Source organism: Pedobacter petrophilus (genome assembly GCF_009674725.1).
GTDB lineage: Bacteria > Bacteroidota > Bacteroidia > Sphingobacteriales > Sphingobacteriaceae > Pedobacter > Pedobacter petrophilus.
The window spans coordinates 34,176-59,373 of the sequence record NZ_WKKH01000006.1 but is presented as its reverse complement, the minus strand read 5'-3'; the positions used below and the strand labels follow the sequence as shown (position 1 = coordinate 59,373).

Annotated in this window: 26 protein-coding genes; 10 read left to right on the top strand and 16 right to left on the bottom strand. The window is 37.7% G+C overall.

Going from position 1 to position 25,198, the window contains the following annotated elements; translation table 11 throughout:
- Nucleotides 1-152 precede the first annotated feature (152 nt).
- The 3 genes from GJU39_RS05580 (at nucleotide 153) to GJU39_RS05570 (ending at nucleotide 3,419) form a co-directional block, all read left to right on the top strand.
- Nucleotides 153-1,175 carry a threonine aldolase family protein gene (locus GJU39_RS05580; protein WP_154279715.1) on the top strand — a complete coding sequence of 341 codons (1,023 nt, stop codon included), beginning with the start codon at nucleotides 153-155 and terminating at the stop codon, nucleotides 1,173-1,175.
- A gap of 81 nt (nucleotides 1,176-1,256) precedes the next feature.
- Complete coding sequence (gene accC, locus GJU39_RS05575; RefSeq protein ID WP_154279714.1) at nucleotides 1,257-2,771, top strand: acetyl-CoA carboxylase biotin carboxylase subunit; 1,515 nt, start codon at nucleotides 1,257-1,259, stop codon at nucleotides 2,769-2,771.
- Between the two features lie 63 nt (nucleotides 2,772-2,834).
- On the top strand, nucleotides 2,835-3,419 hold the full coding sequence (locus GJU39_RS05570) for a riboflavin synthase (RefSeq protein ID WP_154279713.1): 585 nt from the start codon (nucleotides 2,835-2,837) through the stop codon (nucleotides 3,417-3,419).
- Between the two features lie 148 nt (nucleotides 3,420-3,567).
- Here the strand turns inward: GJU39_RS05570 and GJU39_RS05565 are convergent, their stop codons facing one another.
- Nucleotides 3,568-3,996: a hypothetical protein gene (locus tag GJU39_RS05565; protein WP_154279712.1), complete on the bottom strand. Its 429-nt coding sequence runs from the start codon at nucleotides 3,994-3,996 to the stop codon at nucleotides 3,568-3,570.
- 238 nt (nucleotides 3,997-4,234) lie between these two features.
- On the opposite strand from GJU39_RS05565, the gene GJU39_RS05560 reads away from it, so the two are divergent.
- Nucleotides 4,235-4,696, top strand: coding sequence for a DUF4268 domain-containing protein (locus GJU39_RS05560; protein WP_154279711.1), 462 nt, complete (start codon nucleotides 4,235-4,237; stop codon nucleotides 4,694-4,696).
- Here the strand turns inward: GJU39_RS05560 and GJU39_RS05555 are convergent.
- On the bottom strand, nucleotides 4,693-5,844 hold the full coding sequence (locus GJU39_RS05555; protein WP_154279710.1) for a tetratricopeptide repeat protein: 1,152 nt from the start codon (nucleotides 5,842-5,844) through the stop codon (nucleotides 4,693-4,695). The genes GJU39_RS05560 and GJU39_RS05555 overlap by 4 nt on opposite strands.
- Before the next feature lie 136 nt (nucleotides 5,845-5,980).
- Here GJU39_RS05555 and GJU39_RS05550 point away from each other — a divergent pair, with 136 nt between their 5' ends.
- Complete coding sequence (locus tag GJU39_RS05550; protein WP_154279709.1) at nucleotides 5,981-6,277, top strand: hypothetical protein; 297 nt, start codon at nucleotides 5,981-5,983, stop codon at nucleotides 6,275-6,277.
- Nucleotides 6,278-6,297: 20 nt separating this feature from the next.
- Nucleotides 6,298-6,888 carry a porin family protein gene (locus GJU39_RS05545; RefSeq protein ID WP_154279708.1) on the top strand — a complete coding sequence of 197 codons (591 nt, stop codon included), beginning with the start codon at nucleotides 6,298-6,300 and terminating at the stop codon, nucleotides 6,886-6,888.
- A gap of 56 nt (nucleotides 6,889-6,944) precedes the next feature.
- On the opposite strand, the gene GJU39_RS05540 is transcribed toward GJU39_RS05545, so the two are convergent.
- The 3 genes from GJU39_RS05540 to GJU39_RS05530 form a co-directional block, all read right to left on the bottom strand.
- On the bottom strand, nucleotides 6,945-7,871 hold the full coding sequence (locus GJU39_RS05540) for a YihY/virulence factor BrkB family protein (RefSeq protein ID WP_154279707.1): 927 nt from the start codon (nucleotides 7,869-7,871) through the stop codon (nucleotides 6,945-6,947).
- Nucleotides 7,872-7,939: 68 nt separating this feature from the next.
- Entirely contained in the window at nucleotides 7,940-8,338 is a 399-nt protein-coding gene (locus GJU39_RS05535) for an META domain-containing protein (RefSeq protein WP_154279706.1), read from the bottom strand.
- 141 nt (nucleotides 8,339-8,479) lie between these two features.
- Nucleotides 8,480-8,830 carry a DHCW motif cupin fold protein gene (locus GJU39_RS05530; RefSeq protein ID WP_154279705.1) on the bottom strand — a complete coding sequence of 117 codons (351 nt, stop codon included), beginning with the start codon at nucleotides 8,828-8,830 and terminating at the stop codon, nucleotides 8,480-8,482.
- Between the two features lie 126 nt (nucleotides 8,831-8,956).
- Between GJU39_RS05530 and GJU39_RS05525 the strand changes: the two genes are divergently transcribed.
- A complete protein-coding gene (locus tag GJU39_RS05525) occupies nucleotides 8,957-9,745 on the top strand; it encodes a hypothetical protein (RefSeq protein ID WP_154279704.1) in 789 nt (262 codons plus the stop codon).
- 4 nt (nucleotides 9,746-9,749) lie between these two features.
- On the opposite strand, the gene GJU39_RS05520 is transcribed toward GJU39_RS05525, so the two are convergent.
- The 5 genes from GJU39_RS05520 to GJU39_RS05500 form a co-directional block, all read right to left on the bottom strand.
- The gene (locus GJU39_RS05520; RefSeq protein ID WP_154279703.1) at nucleotides 9,750-10,361 is read right to left on the bottom strand and encodes an alpha-ketoglutarate-dependent dioxygenase AlkB family protein; all 612 of its coding nucleotides are present in this window, start codon (nucleotides 10,359-10,361) and stop codon (nucleotides 9,750-9,752) included.
- Nucleotides 10,337-10,585 carry an Ada metal-binding domain-containing protein gene (locus GJU39_RS24065; RefSeq protein WP_154279702.1) on the bottom strand — a complete coding sequence of 83 codons (249 nt, stop codon included), beginning with the start codon at nucleotides 10,583-10,585 and terminating at the stop codon, nucleotides 10,337-10,339. Before GJU39_RS24065 ends, GJU39_RS05520 begins: the two co-directional genes overlap by 25 nt.
- Nucleotides 10,582-11,439: a bifunctional helix-turn-helix domain-containing protein/methylated-DNA--[protein]-cysteine S-methyltransferase gene (locus GJU39_RS05510; RefSeq protein ID WP_154279701.1), complete on the bottom strand. Its 858-nt coding sequence runs from the start codon at nucleotides 11,437-11,439 to the stop codon at nucleotides 10,582-10,584. Before GJU39_RS05510 ends, GJU39_RS24065 begins: the two co-directional genes overlap by 4 nt.
- A 212-nt stretch (nucleotides 11,440-11,651) precedes the next feature.
- Nucleotides 11,652-11,876 carry a hypothetical protein gene (locus tag GJU39_RS23780; RefSeq protein WP_245227694.1) on the bottom strand — a complete coding sequence of 75 codons (225 nt, stop codon included), beginning with the start codon at nucleotides 11,874-11,876 and terminating at the stop codon, nucleotides 11,652-11,654.
- Between the two features lie 291 nt (nucleotides 11,877-12,167).
- On the bottom strand, nucleotides 12,168-12,419 hold the full coding sequence (locus tag GJU39_RS05500) for a hypothetical protein (RefSeq protein ID WP_154279699.1): 252 nt from the start codon (nucleotides 12,417-12,419) through the stop codon (nucleotides 12,168-12,170).
- 504 nt (nucleotides 12,420-12,923) lie between these two features.
- On the opposite strand from GJU39_RS05500, the gene GJU39_RS05495 reads away from it, so the two are divergent.
- A complete protein-coding gene (locus GJU39_RS05495; protein WP_154279698.1) occupies nucleotides 12,924-13,268 on the top strand; it encodes a single-stranded DNA-binding protein in 345 nt (114 codons plus the stop codon).
- Between the two features lie 63 nt (nucleotides 13,269-13,331).
- On the opposite strand, the gene GJU39_RS05490 is transcribed toward GJU39_RS05495, so the two are convergent.
- From GJU39_RS05490 to GJU39_RS05475, 4 genes are all read right to left on the bottom strand, one after another.
- Nucleotides 13,332-15,380 (bottom strand): TonB-dependent receptor, encoded by a 2,049-nt coding sequence (locus GJU39_RS05490; protein WP_245227693.1) that lies wholly within the window; start codon nucleotides 15,378-15,380, stop codon nucleotides 13,332-13,334.
- Nucleotides 15,381-15,458: 78 nt separating this feature from the next.
- Nucleotides 15,459-16,778, bottom strand: a complete 1,320-nt coding sequence (locus GJU39_RS05485) for a PQQ-dependent sugar dehydrogenase (RefSeq protein ID WP_154279696.1) — start codon at nucleotides 16,776-16,778, stop codon at nucleotides 15,459-15,461.
- A gap of 124 nt (nucleotides 16,779-16,902) precedes the next feature.
- Nucleotides 16,903-18,243 (bottom strand): ankyrin repeat domain-containing protein, encoded by a 1,341-nt coding sequence (locus GJU39_RS05480; RefSeq protein WP_245227692.1) that lies wholly within the window; start codon nucleotides 18,241-18,243, stop codon nucleotides 16,903-16,905.
- A gap of 23 nt (nucleotides 18,244-18,266) precedes the next feature.
- Nucleotides 18,267-19,586, bottom strand: coding sequence for an ankyrin repeat domain-containing protein (locus tag GJU39_RS05475; RefSeq protein ID WP_154279694.1), 1,320 nt, complete (start codon nucleotides 19,584-19,586; stop codon nucleotides 18,267-18,269).
- 215 nt (nucleotides 19,587-19,801) lie between these two features.
- On the opposite strand from GJU39_RS05475, the gene GJU39_RS05470 reads away from it, so the two are divergent.
- Entirely contained in the window at nucleotides 19,802-22,021 is a 2,220-nt protein-coding gene (locus tag GJU39_RS05470) for an NADP-dependent isocitrate dehydrogenase (RefSeq protein WP_154279693.1), read from the top strand.
- 87 nt (nucleotides 22,022-22,108) lie between these two features.
- Here GJU39_RS05470 and GJU39_RS05465 read toward each other — a convergent pair whose 3' ends face one another.
- Nucleotides 22,109-22,672 (bottom strand): transposase, encoded by a 564-nt coding sequence (locus tag GJU39_RS05465; protein WP_154279692.1) that lies wholly within the window; start codon nucleotides 22,670-22,672, stop codon nucleotides 22,109-22,111.
- Nucleotides 22,673-22,865: 193 nt separating this feature from the next.
- On the opposite strand from GJU39_RS05465, the gene GJU39_RS05460 reads away from it, so the two are divergent.
- Complete coding sequence (locus GJU39_RS05460) at nucleotides 22,866-23,273, top strand: hypothetical protein (protein ID WP_154279691.1); 408 nt, start codon at nucleotides 22,866-22,868, stop codon at nucleotides 23,271-23,273.
- 53 nt (nucleotides 23,274-23,326) lie between these two features.
- On the opposite strand, the gene GJU39_RS05455 is transcribed toward GJU39_RS05460, so the two are convergent.
- On the bottom strand, nucleotides 23,327-25,147 hold the full coding sequence (locus GJU39_RS05455) for a DNA polymerase III subunit gamma/tau (protein WP_154279690.1): 1,821 nt from the start codon (nucleotides 25,145-25,147) through the stop codon (nucleotides 23,327-23,329).
- Between the last annotated feature and the right edge of the window lie 51 nt (nucleotides 25,148-25,198).

The following is a 25,198-nucleotide window of genomic DNA, read 5'->3' as shown; positions in this document are numbered from 1 at the left end:
ATAATTTTTTAACAATTTATTGTTGTTGAAATTTAAGTGTGTAAAAAATACACTATATACGGGCTTTAATCGCCTCAAAACCCTAATATTATACTCGAAAGGGCATTGGTCTTTTTTTTTAACATTAAGAATATTTTACAATTTTAATGCAAATGAATAACAACTTTTTAGATTTTAGGAGCGATACAGTAACCAGACCAACCGCTGGTATGCTCGATGCCATGATGAGTGCGAAGGTGGGCGATGACGTTTTTGGGGAGGATGAAACGGTGGTTACGCTGGAAGAAAAACTTGCTAACACCTTCAATATGGAAGCTGGTTTATTTTGTCCTTCGGGGACGATGACCAACCAAATTGCCATTAAGTGTTTTACACAGCCAATGGATGAAGTAATTTGCGACCAAACGGCCCATGTATACCGTTATGAGATTGGTGGAATTGCCTTCCACTCCGGCGCATCGGTGAGGTTGCTTCATGGTGAAAGAGGAATTTTAACACCCGAACTGATCGAGCCTGAAATTAATGAAGACAATATTCACTACCCAAATTCCAGCCTGGTGGTGCTGGAAAATACGGTGAATAAAGGGGGCGGGAAATGTTATGACCTGACTCAAATTGCACCTATTCATCACTTATGTAATATTAAAGGTTTGAAACTTCATTTGGATGGTGCAAGAATATTCAATGCACTGGCTACAACTGGTGATCAGGCACAGGATTATGGAAAATATTTTGATGGCATCTCTGTTTGTTTATCTAAAGGACTCGGTGCGCCCGTTGGATCTGTACTTTTGGGAAGTAAAGATATGATCCAAAAAGCCCGTAAACTCCGGAAAGCATTTGGCGGAGGAATGCGCCAGGCCGGATTTTTAGCGGCTGCTGGTATTTATGCACTGGATAATCATGTAGAACGGCTGAAGGAAGATCATCAACATGCCCACGCCCTGGCAGAAGCGTTGCTAAGCACAAAGTACGTGGTTTCTGTATTGCCTGTGGAAACCAATATTGTTATTTTTGAGGTAGCAATGGGAACGGCCGAAAAAGTTGTTCAGCAATTAAAAGAAAAAGGCTTATACTGCGGTACAACAAGTGCCAGCACGGTAAGATTGGTAACGCATCTGGATCTTAGCCCTGAGATGATTGATCGTGCGATTGAAATAATATTACATTTGTAATGAAGTCGGTAGTCTTTAAGTCCGAAGTCCGGCGTCTGAAACTATTAATTTACATTGTTTAAATAAAAAGTAAATAGCCAAATGCCAGAAAACTCCAATCTCCATACCCCAATCTCCAAAATCTTAATTGCTAACCGGGGCGAAATTGCATTGCGCATTATGCGCTCTGCCAAGGAAATGGGAATTAAAACTGTTGCTGTATTTTCTGAAGCAGATCGAAATGCGTTGCATGTGCGGTACGCTGATGAAGCGATATATATTGGCCCTTCACCATCCAACCAGAGTTACCTGGTTGGAGAAAAAATTATCGATGCATGCAAAATAACCGGCGCCGAAGCCATTCATCCCGGCTATGGCTTTTTATCAGAAAATGCGGCCTTTGCAAAGACGGTTGCTGATGCAGGATTAATTTTGATCGGACCATCTCCCGGGGCAATGGAAATCATGGGAAATAAATTATCAGCAAAAGCTGCGGCTTTAAGATATCATATTCCAATGGTTCCCGGAACGGAAGAGGCGATTACAGATCTGGATGAAGCAAAAGAAAGGGCGATTGAAGTTGGCTTTCCAATCCTGATTAAAGCTGCGGCAGGTGGTGGCGGAAAAGGCATGAGGATTGTAGAAAATGTTAATGACTTTGAAGAGCAAATGGACCTGGCGGTGAGCGAAGCAACTTCCGCCTTTGGCGATGGTGCGGTATTTATTGAACGTTATGTAACCTCCCCAAGGCATATTGAAATACAGGTTTTGGGTGATAATTACGGAAATATTGTTCACCTCTTTGAAAGAGAATGCTCAGTACAACGCCGCCATCAAAAAGTGGTAGAAGAAGCTCCTTCATCTGTGCTTACGCCAGAAATCAGGGCAAAAATGGGAAAATGTGCCGTCGATGTTGCGCGTTCTGTTAATTATACTGGTGCCGGAACAGTAGAGTTTATTTTGGATGAAAATCTGGATTTTTTCTTCCTGGAGATGAATACGCGCTTGCAGGTAGAACATCCGGTAACTGAACTCATCACGGGCATCGATTTAGTCAAAGAACAAATTAAAATCGCAGCAGGCGGCGAATTAAATTTCCGTCAGGAAGATTTGAAAATTAGCGGACATGCTGTTGAACTTCGGGTTTATGCTGAAGATCCCAATAATAATTTTCTGCCGGACATTGGCATTCTAGAAACTTATAAAACCCCGAAAGGAAATGGTGTGCGGGTAGATGACGGCTTTGAACAGGGAATGGAAATTCCGATCTATTATGATCCTATGATCGCCAAACTGATTACTTATGGGAAGGATAGAGCTGAGGCCATTGCCAGAATGGTTAGGGCAATAGAAGAATATGAGATTACGGGGATAGAAACTACTCTTGCTTTTGGTAAGTTTGTAATGCAACATGAAGCTTTTAAATCTGGAAATTTCGACACTCATTTTGTGTCTAATTATTTTAAACAAGATCAAGTAAAGCCTTTAAATGGTGACGAAGCGTTAATTGCTGCCATTGTTGCTGCGAAGTTTTTTCAGAAGGAAGTTTTTAAAGCAGGACAGGAGCAGGTTACCCTACAAACATCCAACTGGAGAAAAAATAGATTAAAGTATTAATACTGGTTTCTTAATTTCTCTAATATTGAGAATTTTGAGCCAAAACCTCAATAATTATAAATCATGTTTACTGGAATTATAGAAACGCTGGGCGAGGTTACCGCCATCAAAAATGATCATACCAACATTCACTTCACCATTTCATCGGCCATTAGCCATGAATTAAAGATCGATCAAAGTGTAGCGCATAACGGGGTTTGCCTTACCGTTGTATCTTTAACAGATCAATCGCACACAGTTACAGCCATTGATGAAACCTTAAATAAAACAAGTTTAGGGAATTTAAAAGTTGGAAGCCGGGTAAATCTGGAACGTTGCATGCAAATGAATGCCCGTTTGGATGGGCATATTGTTCAAGGGCACGTAGATCAAACAGCAGTTTGTGTTAAAAGAGAAGAATTAGATGGCAGTTGGGAATACCGTTTCAAATACGATAGCACTTCCGGAAATGTAACAGTAGAAAAGGGTTCAGCCTGCGTAAATGGCATCAGCTTAACAGTTGTTCATTCTACAGCGGATGAGTTTTCTGTCTTCATTATTCCTTATACATATGAACATACCAATTTACATGAAGTGCACGTAGGCGATACCGTAAACCTGGAATTTGATATCATCGGGAAATACGTTGCCAGATTGATGAATAAATAGGTGATTTAATCATAAACGTATGATGTAAATCTTTAGTAGGCAGCGTTTAATGGAAGACCAATAGCAATCAATTACATATTGCTATTGGTCGTTTGTTATCTGAGTAATCTTAAGTTATCTGTATTTCTAAAAGACGTGGTATGATTTTTTATTTTGCCTTTCGGATATAAACATATTCAACCGTGTGTGTAATATTATTGATTTGATGAGTAGCAATATTTCTCAATTCGTTATTTACGAGGTTGAAGATTGATGTAGAACTTCCATTTTTCAGCGATATTTCGTTGCCTGTTCTCGAATATGTTTGTTCTGATGAGTTCCAGTAATCGCAAGCTGGTCCGCCCGCAAAAAAACGGTAGGTGCCATCGTTTAAAAAGGTAAATTTCACTTCAGCGCCTATACAACCACTTTGCACTATCCTGTAATTGGTTTCAGCTTTTCCGTTTATAACTACTGCCGGAGTTATTGTGGCTGTTGATAATGACCAATCGTAATCAGTGAGATCGTTGTTAGCCGCATTGTTTTTTTTACATGCAAAGGCGAAGAAGATTGCGAAAATAAAGAGTAGTTTTTTCATTGTTTGATTTTTTCTATAAAACGAATTAAAGATTAATATCGCTACAGGCGTTCAGTTAATTATTATTTTTAAGATAGTAACCCGTTTAAAGGATATGACATTTGTTTTCGACTTTCATAAATGGTTTTTAAGCTTGCGATTACTATCATTTTGAATATAAGGATTAATGCTTTAATATTGCAGCTTTTGGTAGTTGAGGCTCCTTTGGCCTGAGTTTTATTGCGAATTACAAATTTAGATGTACAGTAAAGATGAAGCCGCCAGGTTAAGGCAGCAGTTTTGGATTAGTTTCGGACAATACATGAAGCCTGTTCCTTCGGCAAGTGGAAGCACCGTACACTGGATTAATTATAAAACGGGCGTAAAAAATATCTTCTTTAAAATGGATGTCGATAACAAAAAAGCAAGTATCGCTATCCAGCTGAGCCACTCCGATTCGGATATTCGTCACTTGATTTTTGATCAGTTTGAGGAGTTTAAGCTTATGTTCTCTAATACTGTAGGCGAAGAATGGGACTGGACAAGAGATTTTACCGATGAATATGGCAAAACGATTAGCCAAATTTCACTCACGCTCACAGGCGTTAGCATCCTTAACCAAAAACATTGGCCTGAACTGATTTCATTCTTTAAACCCAGAATGATCGCCCTTGATGATTTTTGGGATAATGTTAAACCAGTTTTCGAAGACCTGGTTTAATCAGTCAGATTCAATTGTGCAATTCGATCTTTGGTGAATTTAATTTCTGATTTATCATTTTCAGCATCGGGTTTGCTCCTTAAATATTGATTATAATAATGGAGTGCAGCCTTCGGTTCTTTGAGTTTCGTATCATAAAGGGTGGCCAGTCGGTAATAAATAGTTGGACTGACTTTAAATTGCAGCCCCTTTTTATAAGCTGAGTTGGCTAATGCAAACTGACTATTCTCTTCATATACCAAACCCAATAAGGCATAATAACTGGATGTATTCGGAGAAATCGCTTCATCAATTGTTTTTTTAGTATAAAAGGCAGCCATTTTATAGTTTTTTAACGCACGGTAACTCAGGCTTGTGAAATATAAGGTATTCTCATTCTGCATCAAAAGAGTTTCAAGTTTCGAAAAAAGCTTAATAGCCTTTTCATACTTTTTAGTGTAGTAATATGCTTTAGCTACATCTTTGATTACACCTGCATCTGTACCGTCTTTCATTAATATCTCTCCGGAGGTGATCACTTCCGGGTATTTTTTCAATTGATTAGCAATTGGAAGTTTCGCCCGCTGTAATACTAGGTTCTCACGATCAGCCCTGATTGCAATATCCAGTACCTCATAAGCTTTATCGTAATTTTGATTAACAGCATGCACTTCGGCCAGGTCATCGGCAACGTCTCCTTCATTTGGATTAATTTGGTTCGCTTTGAGCAGGTAAACAAATCTTAAAGAATCTTTAGCAGATGGGTATAGGTTGGTAAGTAGTTTATAAACGTTGAAGTTATTACTGTCGATTTTCACAATTTCACCATAATACTTCTTTGCCTTATCGTTGTTGCCGCGTTTGGTACTGATGTTGCCTAAACTAAAAAGGATAGACAAACTTTGAGGCTGAATCTGGTAGGCCTTGCTATAATATTTTTCGGCCTCAACATTATTTCCTGCCATTAAAAAGCAATAACCAATCTGTGTTAAGGCTTTTAGATCCTGAGTATCATCACCCAAAACATTTTTAAGGTATACCGCTGCATCCGCATACCGCTGGCTTTGGTATAAATCAAATAGCTTATCTTTATCTAAAACCGGAGCATTTTGTGCATAACACCATATTGAAAATAAACTAAAGAGCAGGAGTGTGGAAAGCTTTTTCATAACCTTAAAAGTTTTAACTAATTTATTAGTTGTTTGTGGTTATTCCAAATTTGTATCGAACATTTATGTAAATAAAACAAATTGAAGGCGGGCGGGTTTATAAAGTGAACAGTATAAAAATTTAAAATCAGAATCTATGAATACCTTAAAAAAATTCGAATTGATGGAAAAAATTGTGCGTGAGTTAGAGGATTTACAGAACTCGCAAACGGCACTTATCCAAAAGATTGGTAAAATCGAAGTTGACAATATCGAACTAGGCGATGGCAGGCTGGAAAAAGATTTACCAGATATTCACCAAAATTTAGCTGATAACTTAGATACTATCTCAGGAATTTTAGATTACTTTGCAGGTAAAACACAAAATTTTGGCGATAAAAACAATGTTGATGCCTTGAAAGAACAAGAAGCAATCGACAATGCAACAAGCTAATTAACTTAACTCTATTGTTTATGAAATCTTTATCTCTTACTATTGCCTGTTTATTTGTATGCTTTTTTGCAAGTGCACAGTTATTACCAACTTTCCAGCTAGGTCTTAAGGCCGGAGCCAATTTTTCGAAATTTGATAGCGATAACACTTTTAGCAGTGATAACCGCGCAGGTTTTTACGGTGGCTTATGGGCAAGGATTGGTGGCGCAGGTGTTCATTTCCAGCCAGAACTTTACATTTCTGGTAAGAAAGCGAATTTAGTTAGTGATGCAACCGGACAGGTTAACAAAGTAAGTTTTACCAGTTTAGATGTTCCTTTATTAGTTGGAACTAAAATAGGTGCTTTAGGTGTTGGTGTGAGGTTAAATACAGGACCAATGGTTTCCTTTATCTTAGATGAAAAGCAAAGTTTTGGTCAGGCTACCGGAAATGTTTTTAATGGTAACTTTAAAAACCAGGCTTTTGCCTGGCAGTTTGGTGCAGCACTTGATATTAAAAAATTAAGTATTGATGCACGTTACGAGTTGGGTTTATCTAAATTGAACAAAGATGGTTATCCGGGAACAAAATTAAATTTGTTTACTGTAGGTTTAGGATATAGAATTTTTTAATCAGATCAACAGTTATCCAGATATTGAAAAGAGCGGACATTGCATCCGCTCTTTTTTTATGGGGTTTTTTCAGTGTCGATTTCGGTTAACTCATAAGCATATGATCCATTCTTCGGGATGATAGGTGTTTCCCTTCCGATGCTTAAAGCCTTTATATATGATGCGCCAAAGTAAAAGATCAGTGAAGAATAAAATACGAAAAGCATAATTACAATAATAGACCCGGCTGACCCATATATATTGCTGATGTTGCTTAATGGCAATAGAATTCTTAAAATGTATTTTCCGGCAGTAAATAAACAACCCGTGAGTAAGCCACCAGAAAATGCAGCTTTCCAGGTTGGTCTGCCATTGGTCAAAAACCTGAATAGCATAGTAAACCAAGTAGTCACAATAATTACGAAAACGATCTGGTTGAGTATCGACGTAAGAATTAAGCTGAAAGATGGTGAATTGGTTTTTAAATAAGCGCCAATGATGGCCTGCACACTATCGGCCAGTAAGCCGATAAAAAACAAAATTCCGGCAAATAAAATAATAGTCATAGATATTGCCCGTGATTTCAAAGTGGCTAATATTCCTTTTTTATCTTTCTGCCCAATGTTCCATATTTGTTCCAACGAATTTTTAATCACATTAAAGAGGGTAGTGGCTACAAAAAGAAAAAAGATGAAACTGAACAAGGTAACATACCACGGCTGATCAATGCCTCTGATGTTTCGCAGTGTTAACTTGATTTGTTTAATGCTATTCTCATCAAGGATATTCGCCAGCCGCTGAAAAATATTGGTGAATAAGGTGCGCCGATCTGTAAAAATCCCGAATAAGCGGATCAGGATAATCAGTATTGGGGGTAATGCAAAGTTGGTAAAAAATGCAGTAGCTCCTGCTAAACGTAACGGATCATTTTGTTGAAATAAAACAAAAGCATTTTTCCCGGTTAGGAAAAAAAAGCGTAATTCATCCGTGAGTTTTGACAGCATGTTAGATTAATAAAAGGTCGAAATTACTTAAATTACTTTATTTCATTCCATTTGTATATAGATTGTTATTAATCAATTTTTTTAAATACAAGTAGTTTTTCGTTTCCTTTCAGTAGTTGAAGTTCTTTATCCATTATTTTGGCGCCGGTTACCTGATTAATGGCTTGCATGTAAGCCCGCTCTGCAGCGTCTGTTTCCTGGCAAAACATTCTGGTGCTGATAACTTCTTTCAATACAATTTTCTGGTCTGCAATTTCGGCCTTGCCGCCATAACTATTGCAAAAGGATTTACCACTTATCTTCAAGCTGTCGCCAAAAACCAGCGTTGCTTTAGCACTTGCAGGGAGTGTTAAGCCAGGCAGTTCTGATAACTCCCATTTCGTATTTGTTAATTTCTTTGGGTCATTCTTTTCTAAACAGGCACTAAAAAGACCCAGGATTATGGCAAGAGTAAATAGATTTTTCATAATTGTTATTTTCACTGTTGTAACAATAATTAATCCAATAATTTGCTTTTGGTAATAGATTCTTTTTTATTAAAAATCTTGTAGCATTTTCAGATAAGTTTTAGCATTCTTTTTAAGTAATTAACTTCAGATTGTAATATGTTAACCGGCTATAGGCTTTAAAAAATCTCCATCAATAATCAATAACTTTACGCCTTCGGCAGATATAGACCTGTGGGTACTTAAATCGTCTGATACAACATAGGTCATACCTTTTGATAAGCTAAAGGTGGTTCCATCTTTCATTTCGCTTATAAAACTTCCCTCAAGGCATTGCACAATATGGCCTTTTAAACACCAGTGATCGGCAAGATAATCGGGAGAGTATTCCACAATTCTAATTCTTAAACCACCTAAATTCAAGGTTTGCCAGGTAGCTGTTCCCCGGGTGCCGGCATGTGCTGTTTTTTCAACCTGGGTCCAATTAATCTGGGTAAAAGGAATGTTATACATATTATTTTGAGTGAATAATCGTTTTGTTTCTACACAATTTAGACTAAATTATATAAAAGTGAAATTTTAATCGGAGGAAAGAAATAAAGGTAATAAATTAGCAAAAAAAGCTACAATCTCCATTCTATGAAAACTACCGTATTAGCCCTTGTTCTTTCTATTTGCTTATTTGGATGCAAACCGGGCAAATTAGAAATTGTTTACACCCCGAAAGCTTACGCAAATGATGATTTTAATGAGTTTCCAACCGTTAAAAACCAAACTTTAAACATTGTAACTACCGAGCCCGAAACTCCTGAAGGTAAAGAAAGTTATGAAATAAAGTTTAAGGATACCACTGTGGCTGTTCAGGATAATCCGAAACCTGTGGCTAACAAGTTTAAGGAAGCAAGATTTATCAACACCCAAAAAACAGCTGCATTGGTACAAGTGGAAGATGGTACGGGTTTGGTTTCTCCGTTTTACGTGGTTTCACTAACAGATGGAAAAGTGAGTGTTACCAGTTTGTACAGGGAATCGAACGGTAAAAACGATAAAAAATATACAAAAGGCATACAGGAAATGAGCCTCAGCAATATTATTGTGAACAATGATTTCGCTATTGCACTGGTAAATGGAAAGATCTATCCGATAAAGAGACAGCATGATAGCGAACGTATTCAAGGCGAATTCTTGTTCAATTCTTCAGATAAAAAGACGCTCGTCTTCGTTACCGGAAATTCTCTTTATCAGGTCAATTATCGTACTGGTGAAACTAATAACCTCACACTCCCGGCAAAAGTGGCTCAGTCTGCAAATGTAGCTGATGAGATCAGACGAGGTTACAGCTGGGCTACCAACGGCAAAGGAACATCATTCTTAAAGCAAAATCCAGATGAAGACCGTATTGTTGATATCAGTGAATTTAAAAAGTAGTTAATTATTTTGTAACCATTGATCGAAAGGTTAGGTTTATCCGTGGAGTAAAAACCTTTTTTGTTGGGGGTAAGCGATGCAACCAGTTCGTTTGTATGGCATCTTTCATCTCCAGCAAACTTCCATTTTCTAAAATCATGCCTATAGTTTCTTTGGAGACTTTGTGTTTAAAAAGAAATTTTCTTTCTGCACCAAAACTCATAGATGCAATGCTGGTATTTTTACCTAATGCTTTTTCATCGTCGCTATGGTAAGCCATGCCTTCATCACCATTGTGATAAAGATTTAAGAGGCAGGAATTATATTTAGCTCCGGTATTTTCTTCGGCGGTGTGTTTGAGTTCCAGAAGCTCTTTTGTCCAGGGGAGGGCATGTTTTGTGGTCTTAGAATAGGTATATGCATACTCCCGGTCACCGTACCAGGCCACTTTTCTTTTTGTAATGATGTGTTTCCCCATAATAAAAGCCTCATCGTTTTTCCAATCGATGGTATTTAACAGTACTTCGAAATAGGCGTTTGCTTCTTCCACAGTAAATAACTGACCGGAATACCGCACCGTTCCATCATAAGGAAGGAGATTTTTATTTAAGTTTATTGTTGAACTGAACAAATCCATTTTTTATATGTAGTGAATAAACAGTGTGCACAGGGTCTGAAACCTGCATCAATCGCGTCCTGTTCTGATTTAAAAAATACCCGGTTTTCCCTTTTCATGCTCTTGCCGGATTTACATTGAAGGCTTCCATAGATTTTTAGTTTTATATTTCCGCCAAAGCAAATTTCTTTATTTTTTATCTTTCCGGCTAGATTTGCAGCAGATAGTTCATGGTGATTGATCATTCTATTAATAACCTGGTTTCCATCTTTGCTGCTTCCCAACCTATAATGGCCGTTTTGCGATTAAGATCCCATCGATAGCCGCCTAAGGCCCCGCTAGCCTGAATTACCCGGTGGCAGGGAATTAAAAATGCAACAGGGTTATCGCCAATTGCGGTACCTGCAGCTCTGGAAGCTTTCGGTTTCCCAACTTCATTCGCAATACGCCCATAGGTAGATAAGCCACCCATCGGGATTTTTAATAAGGTTTCCCAAATTTTCAACTGAAAGTCTGTGCCCTTTAAATGAAGCTTCACTTGTTTTAGTTTAGTCCAGTCATGCTGAAAAATTGCCAGCGCATTTTGCTGAATAAGATCTGTTTTTGGCGTATAGCTGGCGGCAGGGAATTTGTTTTTCAGCTGCATTAAAGCAACTTCATCATCTTCAGAGAAAACAAGCTGGCAAATTCCTTTTTGTGTTGAAGCCACAATAACAGTTCCGAAAGGTGTTGCTGCAAAACTGTAATTGATAGCTAAGTTTTCACCACCGTTTTTATATTCTCCTGGTGTCATTCCTTCAATATTTACAAATAAATCATGCAATCTGCTGGTGCCTGATAAACCTGTGTCCAATGCCGTTTCAAATAGGGAGGATTGGTTTTCTTTTAAGCACGTTTTTGCATATCCGATGCTAATATATTGCAGAAATCTTTTCGGACTGGTACCGGCCCATTCCGTAAAAAGGCGCTGGAAATGAAAAGGACTTAAATTTGCTTTTTCAGCAATTTCTTCCAGATTTGGCTGCCTTTTGAAATTTAGCTGAATAAAGTTTATCGCTTCTGCAATTCTAGTGAAGTTAATTTCGTCTTGTGCTTTCATTCTTTAATTATTATACACAAAATTACTTCAAGAATGGAAAATATAACACCCGATAATTGCTGTGTTTTGACTTTTTAAAATAGATTTAGGATTATTATTTAGCTTTTGTAATACCAATTCAATGCGAATTGGGCTAATATTGTTATCCCTCTAATGAGCATTTTTTTCAATTCAAGGATGTGCTTCTTTAAATTAAATTTGAATTAGTCAGGTTATAGCAGTTTTTCTTCCCTTTTTACTAGTAAAAGCTCTTCATCGCTCAGCGCTAGATAACCAAATTCATAACAGAAAATATATTTTTTGCCGTTTTGAGTGTAGTAAGTATGCGTATGGTAATCGAAATTAAACCCTGCAGTAAGCATTTTTTTCTTCGATACTTTTATTTTGCCATCTGGATTGAATTGGGCGAGCAATGTGCGATTTTTTTTAAGAATCAAATTAATTCTCTTAAAAAATAGTCCGTTTTCATTTTTCAGATGGTTGTTATAGCTATTTCTACAGTTATCATCACAAAATTTTTTATCGGTTCTGCCTCTTACGGCTTTACCACAGTCTAAACACAGGCGCTCCATAATAAAATTAGATTAAGTATTATGGGATGATGTTTAAAACTAACTAAATTTTAGCTTTAGCCGAAATAAAAATTCCAACTTTCTATTGGCTGATGTTTCAACGATTAGCAAGAAAATGAGAAATGTCGTAACGACCAAAAACCAATATAACGCTCATCACCTCGAAAGATTTTGAAATTCCTTTTTTATTTTTCTCAGTTGAATCGCATTAAAAATTGCATGAAAAGGCGATCTGATCTGATAACGTCCGAGTGTGGTTAGATTTAGAAACATGCGATCGTTGTCAAAGATCACATTGATCTGTTTCCCCCAGGTTAGAAGCCCTGTAGTTTGTGTACACCTGATGATGTGTTGCCCGGAATCATTGATCCTTAAATCCGGATATTTTGATTTTAAGATCTTCACCATTATAGTCCTGTTTATTGTTTGATCTGATCCCTTAATAATTGTTAAGTAGTTAAGAAAATAAAGGCTAACCAACATGAATACCCAGAACGCCAAGATTGAGCAGGCAACAACGAAGGAACCACGATTATTAGGTATTGATAACGGTAAGATCGGTAAGGCCAGACAGATGATCCAAATTAAGTTTTCATAAAGCCTGTTAAAAAACAATTCTGTATTGAAGTGATATATTAGCTGAGATCTTTGAATACTGCGCTGCTTATTAATTTGAGATCTCATGCATAAATGTAGAAATATTCTTCCAGTTAGATGATTATCTGCAGTTCATTGTTCAATTGATTTAGTTTTTGAATCCTTCACCTTTATGATTATCCGTTTTTAAACGTTTATAAACGACTATAAACACTTAACAACCGACTAACGCTTTTTAGTAGTTGCACCTTTGTATTGTCGGTAGCGAGGAGTTTACCGTTCATTAAACAATAAGAAACTTAAATTTAAAAGATCATGGAAAGTGCAATTAACAAAGTAGTATTGAGCGGTTTTGCAGGAGCAGACGCAGAAGTTAAAAATTTATCAGGAAACCAAAGATTAGCCAGGGTAAATCTAGCCGTAAATGAGTATTATAAAAACGCATCAGGCGAAGAGACCAAAAGAACCAACTGGTTTTCGCTGACTTTCTGGAATGATAAGGCTGACCTTGCTTCTGCTCAGATTAAAAAAGGTACCAGATTAACCATAGAAGGCAAACTAATAACAGGATCATACTTAGCAAAAGACGGCACGAAAAAATTTACCACAGACATTGTGGTGAGTGAAGTAGCCATCAAAGAAATTGATTTAGTTAACTAGTTCAATGCCTGATTTATATTGGATAAAGTAATCAAGCTAATTAAAACCTGATTACTTTATTCATCAAAGTTTAATTGATGTGCCGAGGTAATAGTTAATACCGGCAGCAGCATTGTAGTATCTTCCGCCTATAGCATTCAGGTCATTCCCCAAGCTGTAGCTTTTATTCAGAAGATTATTGATCCCGCCAAAAAGTTCAAGTTTGATGTTTTTGATGCGGATGTTGCGCATCCCTGTTTTAAGTTCAACCAAATGATAGTTTTTTGCGAAAACACTGTTGCCATCATTAAGTGGAATACTGGAAGTATAATTATGTTGGGCAAAAAAGTATAGGCCCTTGTTAAATTGGAAATCTAAACTGCTTACCACAACATTTGCCGGAACACCGGTTAACTTGTTGCCGTCGAAACTTACATTGCCCGTTGTAAACTCTTTAAATCTGAAATGACTGTAGGTATAGTTGCTCTTTAATTCAATTGCATTCAAAAATGAAGCACTGTTTCTAATGAGCCAGAACGCAGTTTCCAGCTCAAGTCCCTTCTGTGTAGTTCCGCCTGCGTTGATGAAAAATTCTGAATCATTTGCATTCAATCTCCGAACTATTGCATCATTCAGGTTGAATTGAAATACATTAGCTGCCAAACGGAGGCGATTGTTTTTTAGATGATACCTAAAGCCTGCTTCATAATTCCAGCCAAGTTCTGCCTGAAGATCATTATTAATATTATTGTCTGAAGCCCTTACTTCTGCTATGGTAGGCGGCGAATAACCCTTACTTACCGATGCCCTAACTGATAGCTCGTTGCTAATTAAATATGAAGTTGCTAGTTTCGGCATTAGTTCCGTGTCGAATTTTCTCTCTTTCGATTCAATAGTTGCCGGGAAAAAGCTTTCATATTTGTATTTATAATAGTTTAAACTAGAAGCTAATTCAATTAAAAGCTTATTGCTAATATCGAAGTTTAATCGAAGAAAGGCGAAATTCTGGTTGGCTTTTAAGTGATCAAAAGCCTGCATTGCAGCAGGGGAGCCAGCATTATTGTCGAAATTCTTGATTTCCGTTTTGGTTGCACCGCTTTCCAAGCCCAATTGAGCATTGAATTTTAAAAGGTTATTATTTTGCTGATAATCAACAAATGTTCGCAAGCCTAAAGTACCCTCGTATCGTTTTTCGTAATTGGTGATAAACGGATTTTTGAAGTCGGTATAACTTCCGAACAATGCAATTACGTGTTTAAAGTTCTTACTGATCTGATAGTCATTTGATAAACCACCAAACAGTGTTTTGTTGTAAATGGCTGCTTGTTGAGATGCTGCACCGGGTAGCGTTGCTGTTGCAGGTCTGGCAGCTTTTGGATCGAGTTCAAATTGTGCTAAAGTTAAGCCTCCGGGTGTTTCATAGTTCAGGTCGCTGTAAAAAGCGTAAAGTTTTAAATTTCCCTTATTGTTATAGTTCCATTGATGATTGGTTTGAAAGTATTTTCTTTCCATGGCGCTGTGCGCCCTGAAACCATCGCTTCGCTGGTATCCCTGCATAAAGCTAAAACTGTAATCCTTGTATTTCTGCTGAATGCCAACCGTTTGATGAAATAAGCCATAAGCGCCTGCAGTAACTGATGCTGTGACATTATTTTCATTTACAGGTTGCGGAGAGATTAAAATTGTTCCGCCGGTATTGGCACCAAAAACGCTGGCTTCAGGGCCTTTGTACACTTCAATATTTCCAATAGAAAGAGGATCTAATGCATTTAGATAAGTGTTTCCACCGGCATCAGTTAATGGAAAATCATCAATATAAACTTTAATATTCCTAATTCCAAAAGGGGAGCGGAGCAGGCTTCCTCTCAGTGATAAACGGTAACTTCCAGGAGATCTTTCTTCCATTCGTAAGCCCGGAACGGTGTTTAATGTGCTTACTAATGAAGTGTTTTGTTGGGTTCGGATAAGGTTACTGTCAATCACATTTACAGCCGAAACAGATCTCAACAGCGGTTGATTATTATAATAGCCACGAACAATAACTTCATTCAGTTTTTTCGTAGAATCAGTTTTACTTTGTGCAAATGTAGTAACAGAAAGAAATAAGGAAATCGAAGTAAAAAGTATTTTCAATATTTTAAATTTTAGTAAAAATAATGAGGAGATGTATGCTTCCACCATCTCCTCTTATTTTATTAAATGAATAATTAATTATTTTGCAGCTACCCGCCAAATTACTCCACTTACATCGTCGGCAACTAATAAAGCACCATCCGGAGTAAATGTTACGCCAACAGGTCTGCCATATACATCAGCCTTATCCGCATCAGCAACAAAGCCTGTTAAGAAATCTTCAGGTTTTCCTGTTGGTTTTCCATCTTTAAAAGGTACGAAAACAACTTTATAGCCCGCAATTTTTGAACGGTTCCAAGATCCATGCTGACCTACAAAAGCTCCTCCCTGATATTTAGATGGATATTTAGTTCCTTTATAAAAGGCTAAACCCAACGATGCCGTATGAGATCCGACAGGAACATCTGGTGCAATGGTTTTCTTAACCAATTCCGGGTTTTTACCTTTCATCCGCGGATCTTCATTCTGACCATAATAAGCATATGGCCAACCATAAAATGCGCCTTCTTTTACACTGGTAATGTAATCAGGAACCAAGTCATCGCCTAAACCATCACGCTCGTTAACAGCTGTCCAAAGCATATCAGATCCCGGAGTCCAATCTATCCCGACTGGATTACGTAAACCTGCGGCATAGATTTTTTCACCTGTACCATCGGGATTTATCTCTAAAATATTAGCTCTCCGAACTTCATTTTCCATTCCGTTTTCGCCAACATTACTTCCAGATCCAACGGTAACATAGATTTTGCTTTTATCCGCATTCGCAATGAGGTTTCTGGTCCAGTGGTTATTGTAACCACCCGCAGGTAAGCTCATAATTTTTTTTCCTGTGGATGTGATTTTGGTATCTCCATTTTTATATGGGTATTGCCAAATACCGTCGGTGTTGGCTACGTAAAATGAATTACCTATAATCAGCATGCCATAAGGCTGATTTAAGCCAGTCAGAAACGTAGTCGTTAATTCTGGTTTACCATCTTTATTGGCATCTCTGTAAAGTAAAATGGTATTGGCACTTTGTCCTGCCACTTCCGATTTTGCTTTACCTGTTACGGTATTAGCGATTTTTTCCTTTGTAGTGCGTTCGGAATTTGAAAGCGCAACAAGTACATCACCATTTGGTGCAACAATGGTATTCCGTGGACTTTTAATATTCGTTGCAAATCTCGTTACTACGAAGCCTTCCGGTGCTACCGGCGTTTTATTTTCCGGCCAGCCGATTACTTTGCTGAATTTATTTTTAGAAGCAGTAGTGTCTGGAGCGGGCAAGTTAAGCGATTCACTTTTAGTTGTAATGGTGGTATCTGTACCCTGCGGACCCGATTTAGAGTTGGATTGGCAACTCGCTAGGAAGGCCACAGAGAGCATCGAAGCATAAAAATAATATTGTTTCATTTTCTTCTTTTTTCGTGAATGATAAGATTTCGAAATGATAACATTTTAAATGCTTAGATGTTTTTCAAAATATCTGCTGCTCCAGACGCTAAATAAATATTGATTTGGAATGCTTTACCACAGTTTAACTACTCAAAATCTTCCCTTTTTCAACATCAAATTCTTCCTGGGAAAGAATTCCTATATCCAGCAACTCTTTCAAATCTAATAGCGCTTGTTTTTTAGCTGCCAGGTCTAATTTTGGTTTTTCATCAGTCACTACAGTTTCCACAGGCTTATTATAACTGGCTTGTGTTGTTGGATTATACTGAAGTAACAATACCGTAATTTCGTTAAAGCCCTTGATATTCGCATAATCTATGGCTTTTTGTTCCTTCGCGTTCACTATGGTTCCATCGGCCTGATGCTCCAAAAGCAATTTTACAATGTCTTTCTTACCGTTTGCGGCTGCATAATGCAAGGCGGTATTACCACTTTCATCCTGAATATTGATGTTGGCATCCTTTTCAATTAGTAATTTTACCATGCTTACATTTCCGCTTTTTGCAGCTACATGCAGCAAACTTTCGCCGCCATAGCCATAATCAGTATCCAATGAGAAGGTACTTGCTGCGGATAAATTGGTGGCACTTTCTACCCAATCCAGGTATGAGTACATCGACGTTTCATCACCAGAAACAGGTTTGGAGTAATTTACATCAACGCCGTTATCCAGAAATAATGCCACAATTTCTTTTTGATTGTTTGAGCAAGCATACCAAATTGGTGATTGTCCGTTTTTAGAAGATACGAATACATCGGCACCTTTGTCCATCAATAATTTGATTAGCATCCTGTTGCTATCATAACAAGCTTGCAGCAGGGCACTTTCTCCGTTATGGTTAACGTGGTTGATGTTAGCTCCATTTTCTAAAAGAAGTTCTGTTACCGGAATGTTTTTAGAAGCTACGGCAAAAAGCAAAGGTGAGTTTCCGCTTTTATTAGTCGTGTTTACGTTCGCACCTTTATCCAATAACATTTTAACGATTTCTTTATTCCTCCAGCTGGCCGCTATCAGGAGAGGTGTTTCGGCTTCATTATTTTCGCCATCAACTTCCAATCCTTTCTCCAGTAATTTTTCTAAAACTTCAATCTGGCCATTTTGCGCAGTTAGGTGAAGTAAGCCATTTCCGGCTAAATCTTTAATTTCAGCTTTTGCACCTTCAGATAAGAGATACAATGCCGTTTGTTTCTGTTTTTGTAAACAAGCGAAGTAAAGTGGCGTTTCACCAGCGTGATCTTCGTAGTTTATATCTGCTCCGGCGTTAATTAACAACTGAACAAGATCCAGGTAGCCGCGATGGGCCGCATAATGTAATGCTGTTCTTCCTTTTTCATCAGTATAACCTACTTCAACTTCACCGTTGGCCAATAAAAGCTCGGCTATTTTTCTTTTGCCGCTTTCGCAGGCAATTATAAATGACATCGACATATTTTCTAAAAATCAGATTAAGCGTTTTTCATTAATAGTTCTACCGTTTTTATTTTCAGGTTATCATCAGAAGCCAACATAAGCGGTGTTTTATCTTCATCGTTACTCATAGAAATATCTGCTCCGTTTTCGAGCAATAATTTTACCTTTTTGTAAGTCTCTTTTGCCCGCTCCGCTTCATAGTTTACGTTAAAACCGCAAACTTTATGCAGGAGTGTATTGCCATGATTATCCTGATGGTTAACATCTATGCCTCCTAAATCCAAAACAGTTTGTAAAATCTCAGGTTGTTTTTCTGCAATCAGGTCTAAGGGTGTTTTCTCTTTTCCATAATACATATTGGCCTGGTAAAGATCCGCCCCATCGCTAATCATCGTGCTTAACAGCTCGAGGTTTTTTTCACTTGCGTACATCATCCGCAGATATTCGAAAAAGGTGCTTACCCCAGCCTTATTGATTTTTTCAAAATCCGGACTGCCAAAGTCTTTAAGTTTTAAATAAATATTAAGGTCTTGTTTGTGTGCGACAGCGTAGAAAAATGCAGAATTTTCGTCCTGATCAAGGTCATTTGGATTTGCGCCATTTTGCAATAATATATCCAGGTAATCCGGTTTATTGGATTCCACTGCGGTAATAAGCGGAGTCTTTTTTACAATGTTAGGTGCGTTCACATCTACACCTTCTTTGATCAATAATTCCAGGTAGGAAATAGAAAGCTGCGGTTTCATCAGGTTGGTTTTAATTACCTGATGGATAAGGTTTTCTTCAGCATTGTTAGTGAAATTGATATCACATCCGGCATCGATTAATATTTTAATCTTTTCAATGCTTGCTCCTTTCTCGAGGAAATAATTGATTAGGGTTTTTGCCTCTACCTCATCATTGAGGTTCTCGAATTTAGTTACAAAATCCTGAAAAAAGCTCAGGGCCTTTTCATCATTTTTGAGGTTCCAAACAATCTTACCGAAAACACTTTTATCGAAACTATCAAATTCATAAACATCCGTTTCAATCCACTTGCCGGCAACCAGTTCATTAATGAGTTCATATTGCTCATTACTAAACAACCGCTCCAGAATTTGAGATTTCTGATGTTCGGGAATATTTTTTGATAATTTATCACCTGACTGGATGGAGGATAGTGCTTGTTCAAACTGTCCTTGCAACAATAGTTGTTCTAAATTCTGTTCACTCATAGATATAATTTGTATAGGTTTAATTTCAAGAGCTCTGCGTTGTAGCGCATTTAATGAGGGAGATACGTTCCCCGTCATAGATTGCCCGTTCGATTCGTCTTCCTTCTTAACAAATCCTGAACCAATTCTAAAAAACACCATATCGTTCTACTTTATAGGTGTAATTACAAATAGGGTAAAGGCTTCAGCTATTTGAAAAATAGGCGAATAAATTAATGTTTTATAAAACACAAATAACATTGCGATGTTCCTTAATTGATTCGATTATTTTATCTTTAGGCGATTTTAAGAAAAGGTCGGTTTTCAATTTTAGCCGATTAATTAGTTAAACCTTATAAAGCAAAATCAATATAAACATGTCCAATACATCAAAAATTATCTACACCAAAACCGATGAGGCGCCAATGCTGGCAACTTATTCACTTTTACCAATTGTACAAGCTTTTACCGCATCAGCTGGTATTGATGTAGAAACCAGAGATATTTCTTTATCAGGAAGAATTTTGGCAAACTTTCCTGAGTATTTAAAAGACGATCAAAAAATTGGCGATGCTTTAGCCGAACTTGGTGCACTGGCCACCACACCAGAAGCTAACATCATCAAATTACCAAATATATCTGCATCTATTCCACAGTTGGTTGGTACCATCACCGAGTTACAAGCTCAGGGTTTTGCCATTCCAAACTATCCGGATAATGCACAAACTGAAGAAGAGAAAGCCATTAAAGCCAAGTATGCAAAAGTGCTGGGCTCTGCAGTAAATCCTGTTTTACGTGAAGGTAACTCAGATCGTAGAGCGCCAAAAGCAGTTAAAAATTATGCGAAACAAAATCCACACTCGATGGGAAAATGGTCTTCGGATTCGAAAACCGTAGTTGCCAGCATGACTGAAGGTGATTTCTATGATTCGGAAAAATCTGTAACGGTTGCTGATGCAACTCAATTCAAAATAGAATTTGTTGCTGCTGATGGAAGTGTAACAGAATTAAAAGGTTTATCGCCTTTAAAAGCAGGTGAGGTAATTGATAGTTCTGCCTTAAGTTTATCTGCTTTAAAATCTTTCGTAGCTAAAGAAGTAGAAGCTGCCAAAGCCGCTGGTGTTTTATTATCCGCACACTTAAAAGCAACAATGATGAAAGTGTCTGATCCAATCATTTTTGGTGCCATTGTAGAAGTTTACTTTGCAGATGTTTTTACTAAATATGCCGACCTTTTTAAAGAAATTAATGTAGATACCCGCAATGGTTTAGGGGATGTTTTTGCAAAGATCGCTGGTCGCCCGGAGCAGACTGAAGTTGAAGCTGCTATTGCTGCTGCGATTGAAAATGGCCCTGCATTGGCCATGGTAAATTCTGATAAAGGAATAACAAACCTGCATGTTCCAAGTGATGTGATTGTTGATGCTTCGATGCCAGCAATGATCCGTACTTCGGGTCAGATGTGGAATAAAGATGGAAATGCCGAGGATACTATCGCTTTAATTCCAGATCGTTGTTATGCTGGTGTGTACACTGCAACAATCGATGATTGTAAAGCTCATGGTGCTTTTGATGTAACTACAATTGGCTCGGTTCCAAATGTAGGTTTAATGGCTCAAAAAGCGGAAGAATATGGTTCGCACGATAAAACTTTCCAGGCTACTGCAAACGGAGCAATTCGTGTAACAGATGCTGATGGTAAGGTTTTCTTCGACCAAAAAGTGGAGCAAGGGGATATTTTCCGTATGTGTCAAACTAAGGATGCACCCATTCAGGATTGGGTTAAATTAGCGGTTAACAGGGCTCGTTTATCTGAAACACCAGCCGTTTTCTGGTTGGATGAAAACAGGGCACACGATAGAGAAATCATTGCTAAAGTAAATACTTACTTAAAAGACCACGATACGGAAGGACTAGATATCCGCATTCTTGCACCAATCGAAGCGACTAAATTTACTTTAGAACGTATCCGTAAGGGTGAAGATACCATTTCAGTTACAGGTAACGTATTGCGTGATTATTTAACGGATTTATTCCCAATTTTAGAGTTAGGTACATCGGCAAAAATGTTATCCATCGTTCCATTAATGAATGGTGGTGGTTTATTTGAAACAGGCGCCGGTGGTTCTGCGCCAAAACACATTGAGCAATTTATTGCTGAAGGTTATTTGCGTTGGGATTCATTGGGTGAATTCTTAGCCCTTCAAGCCTCATTAGAACATTTATCCCAAACACAAAATAATGCTAAAGCGCAGGTTTTGGCTGATGCGTTGGATGAAGCAAATGCTAAGTTTTTGGCTGAGGATAAATCTCCGGGCCGAAAATTAGGTACAATTGATAATCGTGGTTCACATTTCTACCTTGCTTTATATTGGGCAGAGGCGCTGGCCGCTCAAAGTAAAGATGCAGACCTTCAGGCAAGGTTTGCACCATTGGCAAAAGTACTAACTGAAAAGGAATCAAAAATTACAGAAGAGTTAATCGCTTCGCAAGGCAAACCACAGAACATTGGTGGTTACTATCATCCAAATGATGAATTGGCAAGCGCAGCAATGCGTCCGAGTGAAACTTTAAATACTGCTTTAGCTTCCTTGTAATTGCTTCAGTTTGTTATATAAAATCTCCAATCGAATGTAGTTTGATTGGAGATTTTTTTTTGCAATATTCAAAAACAGGATAAATCTTCATTCGTTCATGTAGAATTTATCAATATCCCATTTCGCAGGGTTGTTTATGATATAGTTTGAGATATTTTCAAAAGCCCTTCCATCACGAATGATGTGGTCGTAGAAGCGGGTTTGCCATCCAGATTCAAATCCCAGTCGGTTACAATGTTTAGTCACCGCCGATTTGTATGAGCCGATAATAGATGAAACGGTATTTTTCCCCTGATTTTGGAATCGTTGTTGGCCGGGGGATTTTAGAGACAGGGCATGCCCTGTCTCTATATTCAGGCCTGGATCCAAATTAGCAATATCATTCAAAATCAAAATCCCATGTACATGATTAGGCATCACAATAAATTCGCCTAATTCCACGTTTTTGCCGTGATTTTTGATTTCGTACCACATCAAATTAGCAATGACACCAGCATTTGATAACACCATTATTCCATTCTTGACCGCTCCAAAATAATGCCGTCTATCCTTAGTACAAATAGTGATAAAATACGCACCCTCACTGGCATAATCCCAGTTTTGTAAACGCGCAGAAGCGATTCTGTATTTGTTTTGATATTTCTCAATCATGAGCGAAGAATTATTACGCTATATAAATCGTTTGATTATGGTTGATTTATAGGGATGAGTACCTCAATATAAGAAGTATTTGGGAATTAGAAAATTTGGGAAGAAAAAATAAATCCTTTTAAAAAGCATAATCTCCCAAAAACCATCTGCCAAACCATTTGTTGTTATACCAAATAATATAGGAGAAATAATCATGTCAGATAACGAAAATAAAGGATCACAAGATAAAATCCACAGCACAACTGAAAACCCTGAAATCAATAGAGAAAATCTTTCTTACGATAAACATAAAGAAAGTTATGAATTGGATGTAAAAGGAGATAATGAAGATTATGATCACCCTATGGGTTATGAAACGGTAGCTGCAGGCGCGAAAGACGATGACTCTACTTATGATGAAGCAAACCCTTATGTCGGGGATGAATATGCCAGAGATGAAGATATTGCAGACGATAATCTGGAAGAATTAGGTATGCATGTAGATAATGGCGAAAGTGTTAAACTTAATACTGAAGATGAAATCTTAGCCCGTACCCCAGAAGATGACCGCGATGATTTAGATGAAGAAGGTTATCCTATTAATGATGCACCCGAGAAATAGTTTACAGTTTGCAATTTTCAGTTGACCGTTTTATGTTGTCAACTGAAAATTGATTATGGATTAATATCCAGATTGAATCTTTTACGCAAGTCATCAAGCTTAGGATTTTTATTGACCAGATAATCATACTTTTCACGGTTGCCGTATAACCTGTTCTCAATTTTTCGTTCTACGAGCTTAAAGGTAATGTCTACTGCAAAATTATTCAATTGATTTCTCAGATAATTCATTAGTTCAACAGATTCCTGAACCACAAATTGTTCCTGGGTTTTGCTTTCTACGGAAATCTCAATCAATACCGGACTAATCAGCTTTGGTGCGAAATTATTCAGTATGGTAAAAAGATTAATTTTATCAGTACTCTTTAAGATTTGAATATATTTATTCCAGATTTCAAGCAACTGATCATAAGTAAAAGGTTCGCGGGCCTCGCCCGTAGCTTTCTTCGGTCCGCTTTCTTCCTCGCCGTTTGCAAGGCGCTCTAAATCATTTAATGAAGGGATTAAGGTGCCGACATTTTTTTTAGGAATGTTAATGCTGATGGAATTTGCGGAAGAAACAGGGTTGGTTTTTGGAACTTCTTTAAGTTTATTCTCTAATGGGATACTTGCCGGAGCTTTAGGTACAGATAAGCTTTCGGGTGTTTGAGCAGCTTGATCACTTTCCGCTTTTTGCTTAGGGCTTTCAGCTTGTTCAGCTACGACATTAGTTTTTTTTTTATCCTGATCTTGGTCAGTTGCTGTATTACTAGGGCTTAAAGGCTGTTGGGCTAATTGGACGACGGATCGAATGTGACACATTTTAATTAATGCCAATTCTACCTGTAAACGCTGGTTTTTCGAATTTTTATAATTTAAATCGCAATTGTTGGCTAAATTCAAAGCTGTTAACAAGAAGGATAATTCCGTCTGCCTGCATTGATCTAAATATTTTTGTTTAATGTTCTCACTAACTTCTAATAATTTAATTGTTGCGGCATCTTTACCTACCAATAAATTACGAAAATGCGTAGCCAAACCGTTAATGAAGTTATTTCCGTCGAAACCGTTGTTCAAAATCTCATCGAAAAGGAGCAAAGTCTGACTAACTTCTGCAGCCGTTAGATGGGAAGTAAGTTTAAAGAAATAATCGTAATCTAAAATGTTCAGGTTATCAATTACCGCTTTGTAAGTAATGTTCTTGTTTGCGTAACTCGCAATCTGGTCGAACATCGAAAGTGCATCACGTAAACCACCATCTGCTTTTTGGGCAATGATATGTAAGCCATCAGATTCGAAAGCAATATTTTCGCGTTGCGCAATAGTAGCCAGGTGATTTGAAATATCTTCCACCTGAATGCGGTTGAAATCAAAAATCTGACAACGTGATAAAATGGTTGGCAATATTTTATGCTTCTCGGTAGTCGCTAAAATAAAAATTGCGTAAGAAGGTGGTTCTTCTAATGTTTTCAAAAAAGCATTAAATGCACTTTGAGATAACATGTGAACCTCATCAATGATATAGATTTTATATCTGCCAGCCTGTGGCGGGATCCGAACCTGCTCAATTAAACTCCTGATATCATCAACAGAGTTATTTGATGCTGCATCTAATTCGTGAACGTTAAATGAATGTCCGTTTTGGAAAGACAAGCAATTGTCACACGTTCCACAGGCTTCCATTTCTGCTGTAGGGTTAGTACAGTTTATGGTCTTCGCCAAAATCCGGGCACAGGTCGTTTTACCAACGCCTCTCGGACCGCAGAATAAAAAGGCCTGGGCAAGTTGATTGTTTTTGATGGCATTTTTTAAAGTACCGGTAATATGATGTTGCCCAACTACGGTTTCAAACGTGGCCGGACGATATTTACGGGCAGAAACAATAAAATTTTCCATCGGCACGAAAATAGGAAAATTTGTTGAGCTTGAAATGTCAAAATTTCAAAT

Bases quoted from the DNA above. Each gene is read 5' to 3' on its own strand.
- GJU39_RS05580 (WP_154279715.1), top strand. From the start codon at position 153: ATGAATAACAACTTTTTAGATTTTAGGAGCGATACAGTAACCAGACCA.
- accC (WP_154279714.1), top strand. From the start codon at position 1,257: ATGCCAGAAAACTCCAATCTCCATACCCCAATCTCCAAAATCTTAATT.
- GJU39_RS05570 (WP_154279713.1), top strand. From the start codon at position 2,835: ATGTTTACTGGAATTATAGAAACGCTGGGCGAGGTTACCGCCATCAAA.
- GJU39_RS05565 (WP_154279712.1), bottom strand. From the start codon at position 3,996: ATGAAAAAACTACTCTTTATTTTCGCAATCTTCTTCGCCTTTGCATGT.
- GJU39_RS05560 (WP_154279711.1), top strand. From the start codon at position 4,235: ATGTACAGTAAAGATGAAGCCGCCAGGTTAAGGCAGCAGTTTTGGATT.
- GJU39_RS05555 (WP_154279710.1), bottom strand. From the start codon at position 5,844: ATGAAAAAGCTTTCCACACTCCTGCTCTTTAGTTTATTTTCAATATGG.
- GJU39_RS05550 (WP_154279709.1), top strand. From the start codon at position 5,981: ATGAATACCTTAAAAAAATTCGAATTGATGGAAAAAATTGTGCGTGAG.
- GJU39_RS05545 (WP_154279708.1), top strand. From the start codon at position 6,298: ATGAAATCTTTATCTCTTACTATTGCCTGTTTATTTGTATGCTTTTTT.
- GJU39_RS05540 (WP_154279707.1), bottom strand. From the start codon at position 7,871: ATGCTGTCAAAACTCACGGATGAATTACGCTTTTTTTTCCTAACCGGG.
- GJU39_RS05535 (WP_154279706.1), bottom strand. From the start codon at position 8,338: ATGAAAAATCTATTTACTCTTGCCATAATCCTGGGTCTTTTTAGTGCC.
- GJU39_RS05530 (WP_154279705.1), bottom strand. From the start codon at position 8,830: ATGTATAACATTCCTTTTACCCAGATTAATTGGACCCAGGTTGAAAAA.
- GJU39_RS05525 (WP_154279704.1), top strand. From the start codon at position 8,957: ATGAAAACTACCGTATTAGCCCTTGTTCTTTCTATTTGCTTATTTGGA.
- GJU39_RS05520 (WP_154279703.1), bottom strand. From the start codon at position 10,361: ATGGATTTGTTCAGTTCAACAATAAACTTAAATAAAAATCTCCTTCCT.
- GJU39_RS24065 (WP_154279702.1), bottom strand. From the start codon at position 10,585: ATGATCAATCACCATGAACTATCTGCTGCAAATCTAGCCGGAAAGATA.
- GJU39_RS05510 (WP_154279701.1), bottom strand. From the start codon at position 11,439: ATGAAAGCACAAGACGAAATTAACTTCACTAGAATTGCAGAAGCGATA.
- GJU39_RS05500 (WP_154279699.1), bottom strand. From the start codon at position 12,419: ATGGTGAAGATCTTAAAATCAAAATATCCGGATTTAAGGATCAATGAT.
- GJU39_RS05495 (WP_154279698.1), top strand. From the start codon at position 12,924: ATGGAAAGTGCAATTAACAAAGTAGTATTGAGCGGTTTTGCAGGAGCA.
- GJU39_RS05485 (WP_154279696.1), bottom strand. From the start codon at position 16,778: ATGAAACAATATTATTTTTATGCTTCGATGCTCTCTGTGGCCTTCCTA.
- GJU39_RS05480 (WP_245227692.1), bottom strand. From the start codon at position 18,243: ATGTCATTTATAATTGCCTGCGAAAGCGGCAAAAGAAAAATAGCCGAG.
- GJU39_RS05475 (WP_154279694.1), bottom strand. From the start codon at position 19,586: ATGGTGTTTTTTAGAATTGGTTCAGGATTTGTTAAGAAGGAAGACGAA.
- GJU39_RS05470 (WP_154279693.1), top strand. From the start codon at position 19,802: ATGTCCAATACATCAAAAATTATCTACACCAAAACCGATGAGGCGCCA.
- GJU39_RS05465 (WP_154279692.1), bottom strand. From the start codon at position 22,672: ATGATTGAGAAATATCAAAACAAATACAGAATCGCTTCTGCGCGTTTA.
- GJU39_RS05460 (WP_154279691.1), top strand. From the start codon at position 22,866: ATGTCAGATAACGAAAATAAAGGATCACAAGATAAAATCCACAGCACA.
- GJU39_RS05455 (WP_154279690.1), bottom strand. From the start codon at position 25,147: ATGGAAAATTTTATTGTTTCTGCCCGTAAATATCGTCCGGCCACGTTT.